15 protein-coding genes are annotated in these 13,985 nt (G+C 66.5%); 10 read left to right on the top strand and 5 right to left on the bottom strand.

The window, feature by feature from the left end:
• Positions 1-25: 25 nt before the first annotated feature.
• A complete protein-coding gene (locus AC3A6F_RS15490) occupies positions 26-1,309 on the bottom strand; it encodes a lipoprotein-releasing ABC transporter permease subunit (protein WP_487682201.1) in 1,284 nt (427 codons plus the stop codon).
• A 159-nt stretch (positions 1,310-1,468) separates the two neighbouring features.
• Between AC3A6F_RS15490 and AC3A6F_RS15495 the strand changes: the two genes are divergently transcribed.
• Together AC3A6F_RS15495 and recJ are read left to right on the top strand one after the other, a co-directional pair.
• Positions 1,469-2,485, top strand: a complete 1,017-nt coding sequence (locus tag AC3A6F_RS15495) for a hypothetical protein (RefSeq protein WP_487682203.1) — start codon at positions 1,469-1,471, stop codon at positions 2,483-2,485.
• Positions 2,482-4,185: a single-stranded-DNA-specific exonuclease RecJ gene (recJ, locus tag AC3A6F_RS15500; protein ID WP_487682205.1), complete on the top strand. Its 1,704-nt coding sequence runs from the start codon at positions 2,482-2,484 to the stop codon at positions 4,183-4,185. The genes AC3A6F_RS15495 and recJ overlap by 4 nt, the downstream gene beginning before the upstream one ends.
• On the opposite strand, the gene AC3A6F_RS15505 is transcribed toward recJ, so the two are convergent.
• Entirely contained in the window at positions 4,182-4,949 is a 768-nt protein-coding gene (locus tag AC3A6F_RS15505; RefSeq protein ID WP_487682207.1) for a YdcF family protein, read from the bottom strand. The genes recJ and AC3A6F_RS15505 overlap by 4 nt on opposite strands.
• Positions 4,950-5,091: 142 nt before the next feature.
• On the opposite strand from AC3A6F_RS15505, the gene AC3A6F_RS15510 reads away from it, so the two are divergent.
• Positions 5,092-6,201, top strand: a complete 1,110-nt coding sequence (locus AC3A6F_RS15510; RefSeq protein WP_487682209.1) for a metallophosphoesterase — start codon at positions 5,092-5,094, stop codon at positions 6,199-6,201.
• Positions 6,202-6,204: 3 nt separating this feature from the next.
• On the opposite strand, the gene AC3A6F_RS15515 is transcribed toward AC3A6F_RS15510, so the two are convergent.
• A complete protein-coding gene (locus tag AC3A6F_RS15515; protein ID WP_487682211.1) occupies positions 6,205-7,080 on the bottom strand; it encodes an MBL fold metallo-hydrolase in 876 nt (291 codons plus the stop codon).
• A 550-nt stretch (positions 7,081-7,630) separates the two neighbouring features.
• Between AC3A6F_RS15515 and AC3A6F_RS15520 the strand changes: the two genes are divergently transcribed.
• The 3 genes from AC3A6F_RS15520 to AC3A6F_RS15530 are packed head-to-tail and all read left to right on the top strand — an operon-like array spanning position 7,631 to position 10,330.
• On the top strand, positions 7,631-8,794 hold the full coding sequence (locus AC3A6F_RS15520; protein WP_487682213.1) for a sialidase family protein: 1,164 nt from the start codon (positions 7,631-7,633) through the stop codon (positions 8,792-8,794).
• Complete coding sequence (locus AC3A6F_RS15525) at positions 8,794-9,504, top strand: hypothetical protein (protein WP_487682215.1); 711 nt, start codon at positions 8,794-8,796, stop codon at positions 9,502-9,504. Before AC3A6F_RS15520 ends, AC3A6F_RS15525 begins: the two co-directional genes overlap by 1 nt.
• Before the next feature lie 4 nt (positions 9,505-9,508).
• Positions 9,509-10,330, top strand: a complete 822-nt coding sequence (locus AC3A6F_RS15530; protein ID WP_320473782.1) for a hypothetical protein — start codon at positions 9,509-9,511, stop codon at positions 10,328-10,330.
• Between the two features lie 85 nt (positions 10,331-10,415).
• On the opposite strand, the gene AC3A6F_RS15535 is transcribed toward AC3A6F_RS15530, so the two are convergent.
• Positions 10,416-11,309: a LysR family transcriptional regulator gene (locus tag AC3A6F_RS15535; protein WP_487682217.1), complete on the bottom strand. Its 894-nt coding sequence runs from the start codon at positions 11,307-11,309 to the stop codon at positions 10,416-10,418.
• Positions 11,310-11,402: 93 nt separating this feature from the next.
• Between AC3A6F_RS15535 and AC3A6F_RS15540 the strand changes: the two genes are divergently transcribed.
• Entirely contained in the window at positions 11,403-11,834 is a 432-nt protein-coding gene (locus tag AC3A6F_RS15540) for a PACE efflux transporter (protein WP_487682219.1), read from the top strand.
• 7 nt (positions 11,835-11,841) lie between these two features.
• Here the strand turns inward: AC3A6F_RS15540 and AC3A6F_RS15545 are convergent, their stop codons facing one another.
• Entirely contained in the window at positions 11,842-12,273 is a 432-nt protein-coding gene (locus AC3A6F_RS15545) for a YybH family protein (protein WP_487682221.1), read from the bottom strand.
• A 145-nt stretch (positions 12,274-12,418) separates the two neighbouring features.
• Here AC3A6F_RS15545 and AC3A6F_RS15550 point away from each other — a divergent pair, with 145 nt between their 5' ends.
• The 3 genes from AC3A6F_RS15550 to AC3A6F_RS15560 are packed head-to-tail and all read left to right on the top strand — an operon-like array spanning position 12,419 to position 13,878.
• Positions 12,419-12,856: an antitoxin Xre/MbcA/ParS toxin-binding domain-containing protein gene (locus tag AC3A6F_RS15550; protein ID WP_487682223.1), complete on the top strand. Its 438-nt coding sequence runs from the start codon at positions 12,419-12,421 to the stop codon at positions 12,854-12,856.
• Between the two features lie 3 nt (positions 12,857-12,859).
• Positions 12,860-13,546 carry an RES domain-containing protein gene (locus tag AC3A6F_RS15555; RefSeq protein WP_487682225.1) on the top strand — a complete coding sequence of 229 codons (687 nt, stop codon included), beginning with the start codon at positions 12,860-12,862 and terminating at the stop codon, positions 13,544-13,546.
• Between the two features lie 11 nt (positions 13,547-13,557).
• Entirely contained in the window at positions 13,558-13,878 is a 321-nt protein-coding gene (locus AC3A6F_RS15560) for a DUF2288 domain-containing protein (RefSeq protein WP_487682227.1), read from the top strand.
• Positions 13,879-13,985: the final 107 nt, after the last annotated feature.

Below are 13,985 nucleotides of genomic sequence, written 5' to 3' on the forward strand. Positions count from 1 at the left end.
ACCGGAGTATGCCAATGCGCCGCGCTCATTCATACCGCAGCGCCTCGGCCGGCTTGACGCGCGACGCCGCCCAGCTTGGGTAGATGGTGGCCAGGAAGGCCAGCACCACGGCCACGCCGCCGATCCAGCCGACGTCGTTCCAACGCAGCTCGGACGGCATCTCGCTGATCAGGTAGACCTCTTGCGACAGGAAGTGCACGCCGAGCACGCGCTCGATGGCCGGCACGATCACGTCGACGTTCAGCGCCACCAGCACGCCAAAGGCCACGCCGAGCAGGCCGCCCAGCATGCCCACCAGCGTGCCCTGCACAATGAAGATCTTCATGATGCCGCGCGGCGAGGCGCCCAGGGTGCGCAGGATGGCGATGTCGGCCTGCTTGTCCTTGACCGTCATGACCAGGGTCGAGACCAGGTTGAAGGCGGCCACCGCCACGATCATGGTCAGGATAATGAACATCATGTTCTTCTGCGACTGCACGGCGGCGAACCACACGGTGTTTACGCGGGTCCAGTCGCGCATGATCAGGTCGCCCGCCATCGACTGCTGCAGCTCGTAGGCCACGCGCGGCGCCTGCTGCAGGTCGGCCAGGCGCAGGCGCAGGCCGAGCGGCGCCGTGGCCCCGGTCGCGGTTTCGGCGTCAAGGATATTCACCAGCGCCAGCGTGGAATCGAATTCGAAGTGACCGGCCTCGAAAATGCCCGAGACGGTCAGCGCGCGCGAACGCGGCAAGGGATTTTCGCCGGGCGAGGCGGCGCCACCCAGGATGCCGCTGCTGGCCACCAGCAGCGACACGCGGTCGCCCACTTCGACCCCGAGCGACTTGGCCAGCGCGCGGCCCAGCACGACATTATAGGAACCGGGACGCAGCGAATCGAAGCTGCCTTCCTTCATCTGTTTCGCGACGTCGGACACCTTGGCTTCTTCGGTGGGCTCGACCCCGCGCAACAAGGCCGGCTTCATGACCCCATCGACCAGCAACATCGATTGCGCATCGAGGAAAGGCGCGGCGGCGCGCACCTCGGGATGGCGCAGCGCATCGGCGCTGGTGGCGCGCCAGTCGGGCAACGCGCCGCGCGCATCGAAGATCTCGACGTGGGCCAGCATCGACAGCATGCGGTTGGTGACTTCCTTCTGGAAGCCGTTCATCACCGACAGCACCACGATCAGGGCCGCCACGCCGAGGGCGATGCCGGCCACCGAGGCCATCGAAATGAAGGAAATAAAACTGTTGCGGCCGCTGCGCTTGCCGGCGCGGGTATAGCGCAGGCCGATCTGCCATTCATACGGAAGTTTATGGGTGATGCTCATACAATCCTGTCGGTTCTTGTTCTTTTGGCTTCGCCAACCCGGCAGTTTGCCAGACAAACCACTTTTGTGGCGCGGATTAGCAAAAAACCATGTGCAAACGCCGTCCGGCAAGCCAAGATCAAACCCTCCGGCCGGCCGATTTTGGCCTAAAATAGCGGGATGGCTCATATTACGCTTGTCCTGCCGTTCGCCCTCCCGCTCCCCGAATTCGCCCCCGACCTGGTCCGCGCCCTGCAGGCGCCGGCTTTGGCCGCGCTGCTGTCGCGCACGTCGAGCGCCCGGCGCGCCCCAAAAACCGACACCGCCCACGCCCTGCCGCATGAAACCTGGCTGGCGCGCGCGTTCGGCCTGGCCGACGATGGCCGCACCCCGTTCGCCGTCGCCGCCATGCGCGGGCTCAATCTCGATCCTGGCGCCGGCCGCTGGCATATCGTCACGCCGGCCCACATCCAGATCGCGCGCAGCCACCTGATGATGGCCGATACGCGCCAGGTCAGCCTGGACGACGCGGACGGCCGCGCGCTATTCAACGCCGCGAGCACGCTGTGCGAAGAGATCGGCCACGAACTGCGCTATGGCGACGCCCACACCTGGTTCCTGCGCGCCGACGACTGGACCGGTTTCGACACCGCAAGCCCCGACACCGTCGCCAATATGGACCTGACCGACTTCATGCCCAAGGGCGTCGGGGCGCAAGCTTACCGGCGCCTGCAGAACGAGGTGCAGATGGCCTGGCACGCGCATCCCGTGAACGCCGCGCGCGAGGCGCGCCGGCTGCCGGTGGTGAACGCCTTTTGGCTGTGGGGCGCCAGTGTGCAGGCACAACAGCCTTCGACGACGATGGCCAGCTACGCCGTCCCCGGCTGGCTGGCCGCCCTCGGCCAGCAGCGCCTGGCATCGCTCGATCGCCTGGACGGCGTCCTGGCGCACGGCGGCCTGCTGGTGGCCGGCAACCTGGGCGAGGCCGCGCTGGCCGCCGACTGGAGCGGCTGGCTGCAGGGCATGCAGCACCTCGAAGAGAAACTGTTCGTGCCGCTTCTGGCTGCCCTCAAGGATGGCCGCGTGCGCGAGCTGCGCCTGGTCCTGAGCAGCCGCGAAGGCCTTGCCGACTACACGACGACCGCGATGGCGCAGCGCAAATTCTGGCGCCGCCCGACACTGGATTCACTGACTTGACCCAGAAGACCCGCATCTCCACCCGCCCCTGCTCGTTCCGCACCTCGGAACTGCTGCGCCAGGATGGCGTCCACCCGGTGCTGGCGCGCATCTATGCCGCGCGCGGCCTGGAGCACGTGCGCGAACTCTCGAGCGAGCTGACGGCCCTGTCGCCGCCCTCGGGCCTGAAGCACATCGACACCGCCGCCGTGTTCCTGGCCGACGCCATTCAGGCAGGCAAGCGCATGACTATCGTCGCCGACTACGACTGCGACGGCGCCACCGCCTGTGCGGTCGCCCTGCGCGGCCTGCGCGCGATGGGCGCCGAGGTCGACTACTTCGTGCCCAACCGGGTCGTGCACGGCTACGGCCTCACGCCCGGCATCGTCGAGATCACGGCGCGCGAAAAAAATCCCGACATCATCGTCACGGTCGACAACGGCATCGCCAGCATGGAGGGTGTGCTCGAGGCCAACCGGCTGGGCATCGAAGTCGTCGTCACCGACCACCACCTGCCGGGCGACACCCTGCCGCCGGCGCGCGTGATCGTCAACCCGAACCAGCCCGAATGCGGCTTCCCGAGCAAGAACCTGGCCGGCGTCGGCGTCGTGTTCTATGTGCTGCTGGCGCTGCGCGCCGAGATGCGGCGGCGCGGCGTGTTCGACGCCCAGACCCAGCCGAAACTCGACAGCCTGCTCGATCTGGTCGCGCTGGGCACCGTGGCCGACGTCGTCAAGCTCGACGCCAACAACCGCATCCTGGTCGCGCAGGGCTTGAAGCGCATGCGCGCCGGCCGCATGCATGCGGGCGTGGCCGCCCTGTTCCGCGTGGCCGGCCGCGAAGCGCGCTGCGCCTCGCCGTTCGACCTGGGCTTTGCCGTCGGGCCGCGCCTGAACGCCGCTGGCCGTCTGGAAGACATGGCGCTGGGCATCGAGTGCCTGACCACCGACGACGAGGGCCGCGCCTGGGCCATCGCCCAACAGCTCAACGAGATCAACCTCAAGCGGCGCGAGATCGAGGCCGAGATGCAGGACACCGCCCTGCTGCACCTGGACAGCTTCGAGCCGACCAGCGCAAGCACCATCGCCGTCTTCGACGAAGGCTGGCACCAGGGCGTGATCGGCATCGTCGCCTCGCGCCTGAAGGAAAAATTCTACCGGCCGACGATCACCTTCGCCCCGGCCGGCGACGGCTGGATCAAGGGCTCGGGCCGGTCGATCCCGGGTTTTCACTTGCGCGACGCGCTCGACCTGGTGTCCAAGCGCGTGCCTGGCTTGATCGACAAGTTCGGCGGCCACGCGATGGCGGCCGGCCTGTCGATCCGCCACGACGCCTTCGAACATTTTTGCCAGGCCTTCGAGGCGGTCGGCCAGGCCTGGCTGACCGAGGCCCAGCTCGAGCGCATCGTCGAGACCGACGGGCCGCTGGAAGATGAGTTCTACTCGACCCAGTTCATTGAACTGATGGATGGCCAGGTCTGGGGCCAGGGCTTTGCGCCGCCGGTGTTCTGCGACGAGTTCCGTGTGGTCAGCCAGCGCGTGCTGAAGGAGCGTCATCTGAAACTGCTGCTGGAGAAAAACGGCCGCCGCTACGATGCGATCTGGTTCGGCCACCCCGACAGCCTGCCCGAGCGCGCGCGGGTGGCGTTCCGGCTCGATGCGAATGAATACAATGGCGTGACCAAGGTGCAGCTGCTGGTGGAGCATGCGGAAGCCGCCTAGGACGTAGCTCCTGATTTCAGGCGATACCAGGCAAGCCCGATCAGCTCGTACGAGGCATACCACGAACGGCGCATCCCCTCGGCACTCGGCACCCAGGCAGCCAGGCCGCGCGCCTGCTCGCCGAAGAACATGGTCGGCGCGTCCGTCACCTGCAGGCCGGTGCGCTGAAACACGGTGCGCGCACGTTCCATGTGCATCGCATCGGTCACCAGCAGCACCCGCTCGACCTTCTCCGCGCCAAGCAGCGCCGCGCTGAAGGCAGCATTCTCGGCCGTATTGCGCGAACGCCCCTCGACCCAGCGCACCGGCACCCCGAAATCCTCGCGCAGCGCGCTGGCCATTGCATCGGCAAGGATCGTGGCGCCTGGACGTGGCGCGCCGCCGCTGACCAGAATGGGCAGCCCCGTGCGCCGATGCAGGTGGGCCGCGTAGCGCAGGCGCGCCAGCGCGAGATGGTCGGGGATGTCGAGGTCGCCGTATTCCGGCGCCGCTCGCACGCGGCCAGCCGCCAGCACCACGATCGCCTGCGCGCCGGCGCTTCCGGTATCGCGCAGTGGCGTGGCCATTGCTTCCAGCGGCGCGACCAGGAAGCGCGCGCCGGCATTGCTCGACAAGAAGACCAGCAGCACCAGAGAGAAGCCAGCAACGATGCTGCCGGCATGCCGCCAGCGGCGGCGCAGCAGCAGGCCAATTGCGATCAACAAGAGCGGGCTGGCGGGAGGAAGAATCAGGTTGCGCGCGATTGCGTTGAACAGTTCTGTCACTGGAAGATGTTGGATGACGGGGATGACGCAGTATAAACCCCGTATGAATCTCAGGATAATTCCCGGCGACATGTACATTGCATTGCCGCTATGATTTCCCGGTTATGGACCAGCCTCGCCGGCAACACCGGTGTATGTACGCATGTTTTCACTCATTCTCAACGGCATCGGCACACTGATGCATTTCTATGTGGCGCATCGCCTGTATGCGCTGGCACCGATTCGCACGCGAGTCAAAGCACGCTGGTGGTGGCTGGGCGCGGTCGTGGTCTGGGCCGTCTACCTGCTCGGCGTACGACTGGGCGACGCCGCCCTTGACTGGCGCTGGTGGCCGGGGCAGTTCGCCATGACCTGGCTCGGCATCCTGTTCGTCATGACGCAATACCTGCTGCTGGCCGACCTTGTCACCGGCTTCGGACTGTGGCTGCGCAAGTGGGCGCCGAAAATCCTGGCGGCCGGCGCCATCGCCGGCGTGTCGGTCAGCGCCTTCGCCATCTTCCAGGCGGTGCGTGCGCCGGCGATCGTGGAGTATGAACTGCCGCTGGCCGGCCTGCCCCAGGAGCTCGACGGCATGACCCTGGTCGCGATCAGCGACACCCATCTGGGCGCCCAGCGTCGCGCCGCCTGGCTCGGCAAGCGGGTCGACCAGATCAATGCACTGGAACCGGCGGCGGTCGTGATGCTGGGCGACCAGGTCGAGGACGAGCCGATCAACGACGACCAGCTGGCGCCGGTACTGCGCCGCCTGCGCGCGCCGCTGGGCGTGTGGGCGGTGACGGGCAACCACGAATACTACGGCGACGCCGGCGGCACGATCGCGGAATTTTCCGCTGGCGGCGTGAAATGGCTGCGCGACGAGCGGGTCGAGATCGCGCCCGGCCTGCACCTGGCGGGCCTGGACGACATCGGTCGCGCCATGCACGGCGGCGATATCTACGCCGGGCTGGAACGGACGATCCCCAACCGTGCGCAGGGCGCCACGATCCTGCTGGCCCACATCCCTGCACCCGGCCTGGTCGAACGCGCCGCGCGCGAGGGCGTGAGCCTGATGCTGTCCGGGCATACCCACGGCGGCCAGATCTGGCCCTTCAGCTACCTGGTCAAGCGCGAATTTCCGCACCTGGTCGGGGTGCACCGCGAAGGAAACATGCAGCTGGTGATCAGCCGCGGCGCCGGCGGCTGGGGGCCGCGCATGCGGCTGTGGCAGCCGGGAGAAATCCTCAAGCTGACCCTGCGCCCGCCACGAACGTGATCGCTATCGGGGGGCCGGCGCGCGATACGTCTCCCCGATCTTCATCACGAAGAATTCGCCATCGGCCACGCCCTGCGCCTTGCGCGCCGTGGCCAGGTCGATCGCGGCCTGGTCCAGCCGCTCCTGCCCCATCGGATACGTCCCCCAGTGCATGCCGACGCTGCGCTTGACCCGCAGTTCGCGGTGGATGCGCAGCGCTTCGTCGGGACTCACGTGCGAATTGCGGTACCAGACCGGCTGGTAGGCGCCGATGCCGATCGCGGCCAGGTCGAAGCTGCCGAAGCGCGCCGCGATGTCCTGGATGTCCTTCGAAAACCCCAGGTCGCCCGAGAAGAAGAAGGAATGCCCCGGCCGCGTCACGGCGAAGCCGCCCCACAGGGTCTCGTTGCGGTCCCACAGCGAGCGCGCCGACCAGTGGTGCACCGGCAGCAGGTGCAGTTCGAGGCCCTGGAAGACGGTCTTGTCCCACCAGTCCAGCTTGACGATGCGCGAGCGGTCGCCGCCGGTGACGTTCTTTTCGAGCCAGAGGTCCACGCCCAGCGGCGCCACCAGCAGCGGCGGGCCGCCGGCCTGGCGGTACAACTGGCGCAGCGAGTCGCGCGACAGGTGGTCGTAATGCGAGTGGCTGATCAGGACGACGTCGATGCGCGGCAGGTCGGCGATCGCCACGCCCGGCGGCTGATGCCGCTTTGGCCCGGCAAAGGACAGCGGCGAAGCGCGTTCGTCGAATACCGGATCGAACAGCAGGTTCACGCCCGTCCCGGTCTGGAACAGGAAGGTCGCATGGCCGATCCAGGTCAGTGCCGGGGTATCGCGGTTGGCGTGGATGAAGGCGAGATCGGGCGCCACGGTCGGAATCGGCACGCTCGGGGCGCGCACGGACTCGTCCTCGGTCCAGTTCCTGATGCGCGCGGCCCAGCCCTCGAAGAAACCGAGTGTCGGCCGCTGATAGGCGGGATTGTTGGGGTAGTTATTAGCGAAGCCCTCAGGCCGGTGATGCGACTTGCTTGAGTCGAAATAAGGATTTTGGTTCGCACATCCAGTCCCAAGCAAGACAAGGATCAGGATGAGTAGTACGTGTAAAGTACGCATGCGGCAGAGTCCAGGCTGTCGAAAACGCAAGTGTACGCGGAGTTGCAGGCGAAGTTGCGGGCTTGTTATCGGGAAATTGCCGATAACTTGGCAAGCTTGCCATGATCTGCCCTGTGTTGGCGGCGGGAGGCATGTAAAGACGCCGCGTTGGGCATCAATTTCGGCCCGATATCGCCTCTGCCTGATGTGTTTTGCGTGGCTTTCCGGTACGATAGCGCCTTTGCTGACAACCGTTTGGCGTCAGCAATCCCGCAGCGACATCTTCGCCTCCGGGACGTTCACTGCTCGAACCCGCCGGTGCAGGTCGCAACTGCTGGGTTCCCTCTACTGGAAGCGAATGGAGAATCCCCAGATCCCTCAGCCGCGCCCCCGCAATCTCGTCTTGCTCGGCTGTGTGCTCCTCGTGCTGCTCATGCTCGGCGCCGAGGGCCTGCGCTGGAGCCGCAGCGCCCACGCCGCCGCCCAGCCGAGCCTGGCCGGCGCCGTGCGCGGCGGCCCGGTCACATTCACCGAACTGTCGAGCACCCATATTCCCGCGCCGCACGGCATGCCGTCGGCCCACGCCAGTTCGATGACGCCGCTGCCGGGCAACCGCATGCTGGCCTTCTGGTGGGCCGGCAGCCGCGAGAGCGGCCCCGACGTCAAGGTGTACGCTTCGACCTGGGCCAATGGCGCCTGGAGCGCGCCATGGATGGTCGCCAGCCGTGAATCGCTCGGCGCCGCGCTCGGTTTCGGCGTGCGCCGCATCGGCAATCCGGTCGCCTGGACCGACCGCGACGGCAAGATCCACCTGTACGTCGTCGCCACCGGCCTGGGCGGCTGGGCAGCGTCGCGCATCGCCCATATCGTCTCGACCGACCAGGGCGCCAGCTTCCGCGTCCGCCGCGTGCTGCCGACCTCCCCCCTATTCAATACCAGCGCGCTGGTGCGCACCTCGCCACTGGCGCTGAGCGACGGCGGCTGGTGGCTGCCCGTCTATTTTGAGATCGGCAACAAATATCCGATGCTGATGGCTTTCGATGCCCAAGGCAACCCGACCTCGCTGGCGCGCATCGGCCAGAGCACCTCGACCCTGCAACCGGCCATCGTGGCGGTATCGAAGACCGAGGTGCGCGCCCTGCTGCGCGACGACAGCGACGCGCGCCGCATGCAGCACGCGGCCAGCAACGACGGTGGCGCCAGCTGGCAAGACCTGCCGGCGCTCGACCTGCCCAACCACAATACCTCGATGGCGGCCATTCGCCTGGCCAGCGGCCAGTTCCTGATGCTGCACAACCACGCCGCCGACGACGCTTCGGCCAGGAGCGTGCTGCGCCTGTCGATTTCCGACGATATGCGCACCTGGCGCACGGTGGCCGATATCGCCAAGGGCAAGGCCGGCGATGAATTCTCGTATCCGACGCTACAGCAGGTCGGCGACGAACTGCACGTGACGTACACCTGGCAGCGCCAGGCGATCGCCCACCACCGCTATCGCATCGACGCCGGAGGGACGATCTGATGAACCTGCCGGATCTCTCGCTGCAAATCCTCTACGGCCGCCTGGGTTGGGCGATCGTCCTGGCCACCCTGGTGTGCGCGCTGTGGCGCCGGTCGGCGCCGATGTCGCGTGTGGCGCTGGCCGCGGTGCTGGCGCTCGCGCTGGCGGCGGTGGCCCTGCCAGGCGAACTGTCGCCGGCCTGGTGGCTCGGCCTGGCCTTCCAGTATCCGAGCGCTCTGCTGGTCGGCTGCTGCCTGCTGCGCCTGGCCGAGCGCTGGAACGGCATGCGCCGCAGCCAGGTCATGCCGCAGGCGCTGGCCGGTGTGCTGGTCGTCAGCGGCGCGCTGCTGTATCTCGACGCCGTCGGCTTCCTGGCGCGCGGCTTTTATTTTGCCGGCTTCGGCCAGGCCGCCGCGCTGCTCGGCATCGCCGCCGCCATCGTCTGCGTGTTCGCCATCGTGCGTGGCCATGCGCGCGGACCGGCGGCGAGCCTGCTGGGCGCGCTCGCCCTCTTCGCGCTGCTGCGCCTGCCGACCGGAAATCTGTGGGATGCCCTGATCGACCCGCTGCTGTGGGCCTGGGCCGTGGCCGCCCTGCTGGCCGCCGCCCTGCGCCGCACCGGCCGCCGCGCTTCCGACCGCCTGGCGGAACCCGAACCTGATTCAGTCCCGGCCCCGGCGTCCGGCCTGCAGCCGCTGGCGGCCGAACATTTTTCGTCTTTGAAGGAGTAATTTAGTGGTAGATAACAAATGGTATAAGCATCCGGTGATCATCTCGGCCACCATCATCAACACGTTCTGCCTGCTGCTGGCCCTGATCTGGGCAAATAATCCGCATGAACTGGCGCGCCTGCTGGTGGAAGACGGCATCGTCGAATGGATGCAGTTCCTGGCCTTCTCGCTCACGTCCGGCCTGCTCGGCTACGTCGCGATCGACCGTTACAAGACCGAAGGTTTCAATCTCGGCGTGCTGGTGCTGGCAGGCCTGACCGGCCTGGTCGCCCTGGCCGCGCTGGAAGAGATCAGCTGGTTCCAGCGCATCCTGAACATTCAGTCGCCGGAATGGTTCCTGCAGAATAACCGCCAGGCGGAAACCAATCTGCACAACCTGGGCTTTGGCGAAGAAAGCCTGCACAAGGCGGTGCTGCTGAAGATCATCGTCATCACCGGCCTGATCCACAACCTGTTCCTGCCGCTGCTCGCGCTCAAGCGTCCGGCGATCCGCGACTTCGTCGAGCGTTTCGGCCTGTACCTGCCGCCCCTGGCCGCTTCGGTGCCCTACCTGGTCCTGGTGATCCTGTCGCACCTGCTGGTCGACCATCCACGCAAGGGCGAGCTGGGCGAGACCTTCGGCGCGGTGCACTATATGGCCACCGTGTTCGGCGCCTATTTCGTCGGCGTCGCCTACAACAAGAAGCCGCTGTTCGAAGGCATCAACGCGCGCCGCGTGTCGGTGCTGTTCACGCTGCTGATGTTCTACCTCTTGATGACCGGCTGGATGCTCAGCGCCGGCGCCGGCGCCGATGCGGCGCTGCTCAGCGGTATCGGCAAGGACTAAGCTTTGTCCGGCACGCGCCCGCGTGCCAATGCAGTTCTCCGGGTCGGCGCGCCATCGCGCCGACCCGCGCAGCCTCAGCGTTCGATTAGCCGCCGCCCTGGCGATATTCGCTGAACACCTCCCCCATGAAATCCACCACCGCCCGGATGCGCGCGCTCGTGCGAAGACCGCTGTGCATCGACAGCCAGATATCCTGGTCCAGTTCAGGGATATGGGGGATCGCAGCGACCAGGTTTTGCTGATCGGTGGCCAGAAAGGTCGCCAGCACACCAAGGCCGGCGCCGTGCGCCACGCCATCCAGGATCCCGAGCCCGTAACTGCAGCGCATCCACGGCGCCGGCGCCCCAGGCAGCGCGCGCAGCCAGCGGTCGGACTGGAATTCCGCGCGCGGCTCATCGAAACCGACGAATGGCAGGCTGGCCCAATCGCGCCGCGCCAGCGCGTCCGCGTGGCGCGCCGCCACCTCGCGGCTGCAATACAGGCCGAAAGACAAGGCCCCGAGGCGGCGCGTGACCAGGTCGAGCTGTTCGGGCCGGAAAGGCCGGATCGCGATGTCCGCCTCGCGCTGCGCCAGGCTGTAGGGCCGGTGCGAGGTCACGATCTCGACCTCGACGTTGGGGTAGCGGTCGTGGAAGCGCGCAAAGCGGGTCGTCAGGAAATACGACAGCCACTCATCGGTATTGATGCGAACAATACCCGAGGCCGCATGCGCATCCTGCCGGTCGCGGGTGCGCTCGATTTCCAGCGCGATCTCGCCCATCTGGCCAGCCCAGGCGATGATGCCGGCGCCGAACGCGGTCGGCACGCAGCCGCCCTGGAAACGCTCGACCACCTTTTGTCCAAGCGCTTGTTCGAGGTCGTCGAGCCGGCGCGACAGCGTCGCCGGACTCAGTCCAGCCTTGCGCGCCGCGCTGCGCAAGGCGCCTTCCTGCACGATCAGCAGCAGCAGGCGCAAGTCGTCCCAATTGGTGTGTTTCATATTTGAAGCATGATGCCTCGATTTTTCCTCTGTGCATATATTTATCGTGTGTGCCATGATGCGGCCCCCACGTCAGCACAGAGGATGTTTTATATGCGCACTTTCCGCGACCGCGTTCGGCACGCGCTCCTGTTCGAAGCCGTCGCCCTTGCCATTTTCGTTCCCGGATCGGCCGCCCTGTTCGACCAGCCGGTCGACCACATGGGCGTGATCGGCGTCGCCTCCGCCACCATCGCCACCGTCTGGAACTTTGTGTTCAATATGGGATTCGACCGGGCCATGCTGCGCCTGCGCGGCAGCGTCGACAAGACGATGGCGATCCGGGTCGCGCATACTTTCCTGTTCGAGGCGGGGCTGGTCGCGATGCTGATCCCGCTGATTGCCTGGTACCTCGGCATCGGGCTGTGGGCGGCGTTGCTGATGGACCTGGCCATCGTCACCTTCTACCTGGTGTACGGCTTCCTGTTCAACCTGGCGTATGACCGGGTGTTTCCCATTGCGGCCGCGGCGCCCCGGGGCGCCTGACGCCATGTCAGCGCGGCTGGTTCCTGCAGTCGCACCCGCGATCGAACACGACGGCCCAACGCCCCGGCGCCTCGAGCCGCCATACGGAATTGAAAGTACCGATCCGGCGCCCGGCCGCATCGCGGATCGAGCCGGTGCTGTAGGCGAGCGTACCCGACTCGACCACCTCCACCTGCTCCGGCTCCCACGAGAACGGCGGCTGGCGGCCGTCGTAGTAGTGGCGCCAGGCTGCCAGTACCGCCTCCTTGCCGCGCTGCGCATCCGCCCCCGTCATGAACACCGCGTCGCGCGACAGGTAGCGCCCGAAACCCTCGAAGTCGCGCGCCGCCATGGTGGCGGCGAAGGCGCGCTCGTGGGCCAGCACCTGGTTGCGCAAGTCGTCATGCGACACCCGCGCGCGGCCGGCGGCGATGGCGGCAACGAGGCAGATGACAATCAAGGAAAGCGAGCTGAGGCGCATACGGTGAGAGGAAAACTTTGCTGTTTGGCAATTGAACGATTCTGTCATGCACGGGCGCGCTTGACAACCGCCCCTTGCACGCTATCCTTAAGCGGAGTATAAATACTCCTGAACCGGAGGAATCATGAGTCTTGCCTATGCCTATCCCAAGAGCCGCTTCGAGCCGGCGACGCTGGTCGACCTCAATTCGCGGGCCGAGCGCGAGCGCTTGTCGCAATCTGCCCTGAAGGGCTTCTTCCGGCTGGCGACCGCCTGGAAGCTGCGCGACGAGGATGCGCGCGAACTGATCGGCGGCCTGTCGTCCTCGGCCTTCTACGACTGGAAGAAAAACCCCGACCGGCTGCTCGAAGTCGACCGCATCACCCGCATCTCCTACCTGCTCGGCATCTATAAAAGCCTGCACATCCTGTATGGCGACCAGTTGGCCGACGAATGGGTCCAGCTGCCCAACACCAACCCGATCTTCGCCGGCCGCACGCCGCTCGCCTTCATGCTCGGCGGCGGCCTGCTCGCGATGCAGAGCGTGCGCCGCCTGCTCGATGCCCGGCGCGGCGGCCTGTAATCGATGGGTAATCTGCGGCCACGGCTGACGCCCCTGCGCCAGAACGACACCTGTCGCCTGATCCCCTCGCGCTTCGCCGATATGGAAGACTCGGTGCTGGCGCCGCTGGCCGAGGGCGACGACGTGCTGCGCGACCTGTTCGACCTCGATAACGCCACCAACGACCGCCTGCGCGGAGAGTCCGGGCTGTTGCCGGGCATCGGCGTGGACGAGCTGGTGTTCGGCGTGCCGAACTTCCGCATCATCAATGCCGCCTTTACCTATGCGCGGCCCGAGGGCAGCCGCTTCAACGACGGCGACCGTGGCGCCTGGTATTGCGGCTTCGACGCCGCGACCTCGCTGGCCGAGGTCATCTTCCACAAGACGGTGGAATATGCCGAGATCGACCGCTTCGACGACAGCGTTACCTACCAATGCCTGCTGGCCGATTTCAGCGCCAGCTTCCATGACGTGCGCGGCATCGCCGCCTATGAGGACTGTCTCGACCCGCGCAGCTACGTCGCTTCGCAGGCGCTGGCGAACGAGTTGCTCGACGGCGGATCGATGGGCGTCATCTACCCGAGCGTGCGGCATCCGGGCGGCACCTGCCTGGTGTGCTTTCGGCCGGCGCTGGTCGGCAATGTGCGCAAGGCGCAGACCTATCGGTTAACATGGGCGGGTTCGCCGCATCCTGCGGTCGAGATTCTTTGAACAGATGCACGATGAAAACCAAACCCGAGAACGACACCGAACTGCACGACAAGATCAACCGCGAAACCGGCCGCGTCAAATGGAGCGAGCTGGAACGCCACTTCGCGAGCGGCTCGGTGATCTGGGTCAGCGAAGCGCTGGACCTGATCGACGTCGCCCTGCGCGTCGCCCACGACGACCGCGAGAGCGTCGCGCGCTGGATGACCGAAGGCAGCGTGGCCAAGGTCAGCGATGCGCAGGCGCAGGGCTGGCTGGAGGCGGATGAGGTGTTGTGGGCGTCGGTGGTGAGCCCGTTCGTGCTGGTGCAGGCGAAGAAGAAACAGCTGCATTGAACGGAGCAGCTGCATTGAACGAAGCAGCTGCATTAAATACGTCGTCCCCGCGAAGGCGGGGACCCAAGTCATCAGCGTCACCGCTGCGCTTGAAGCAGGCAAACCGC

The sequence above is a fragment of the Massilia sp. Soil_C_3 genome (genome assembly GCF_057657035.1).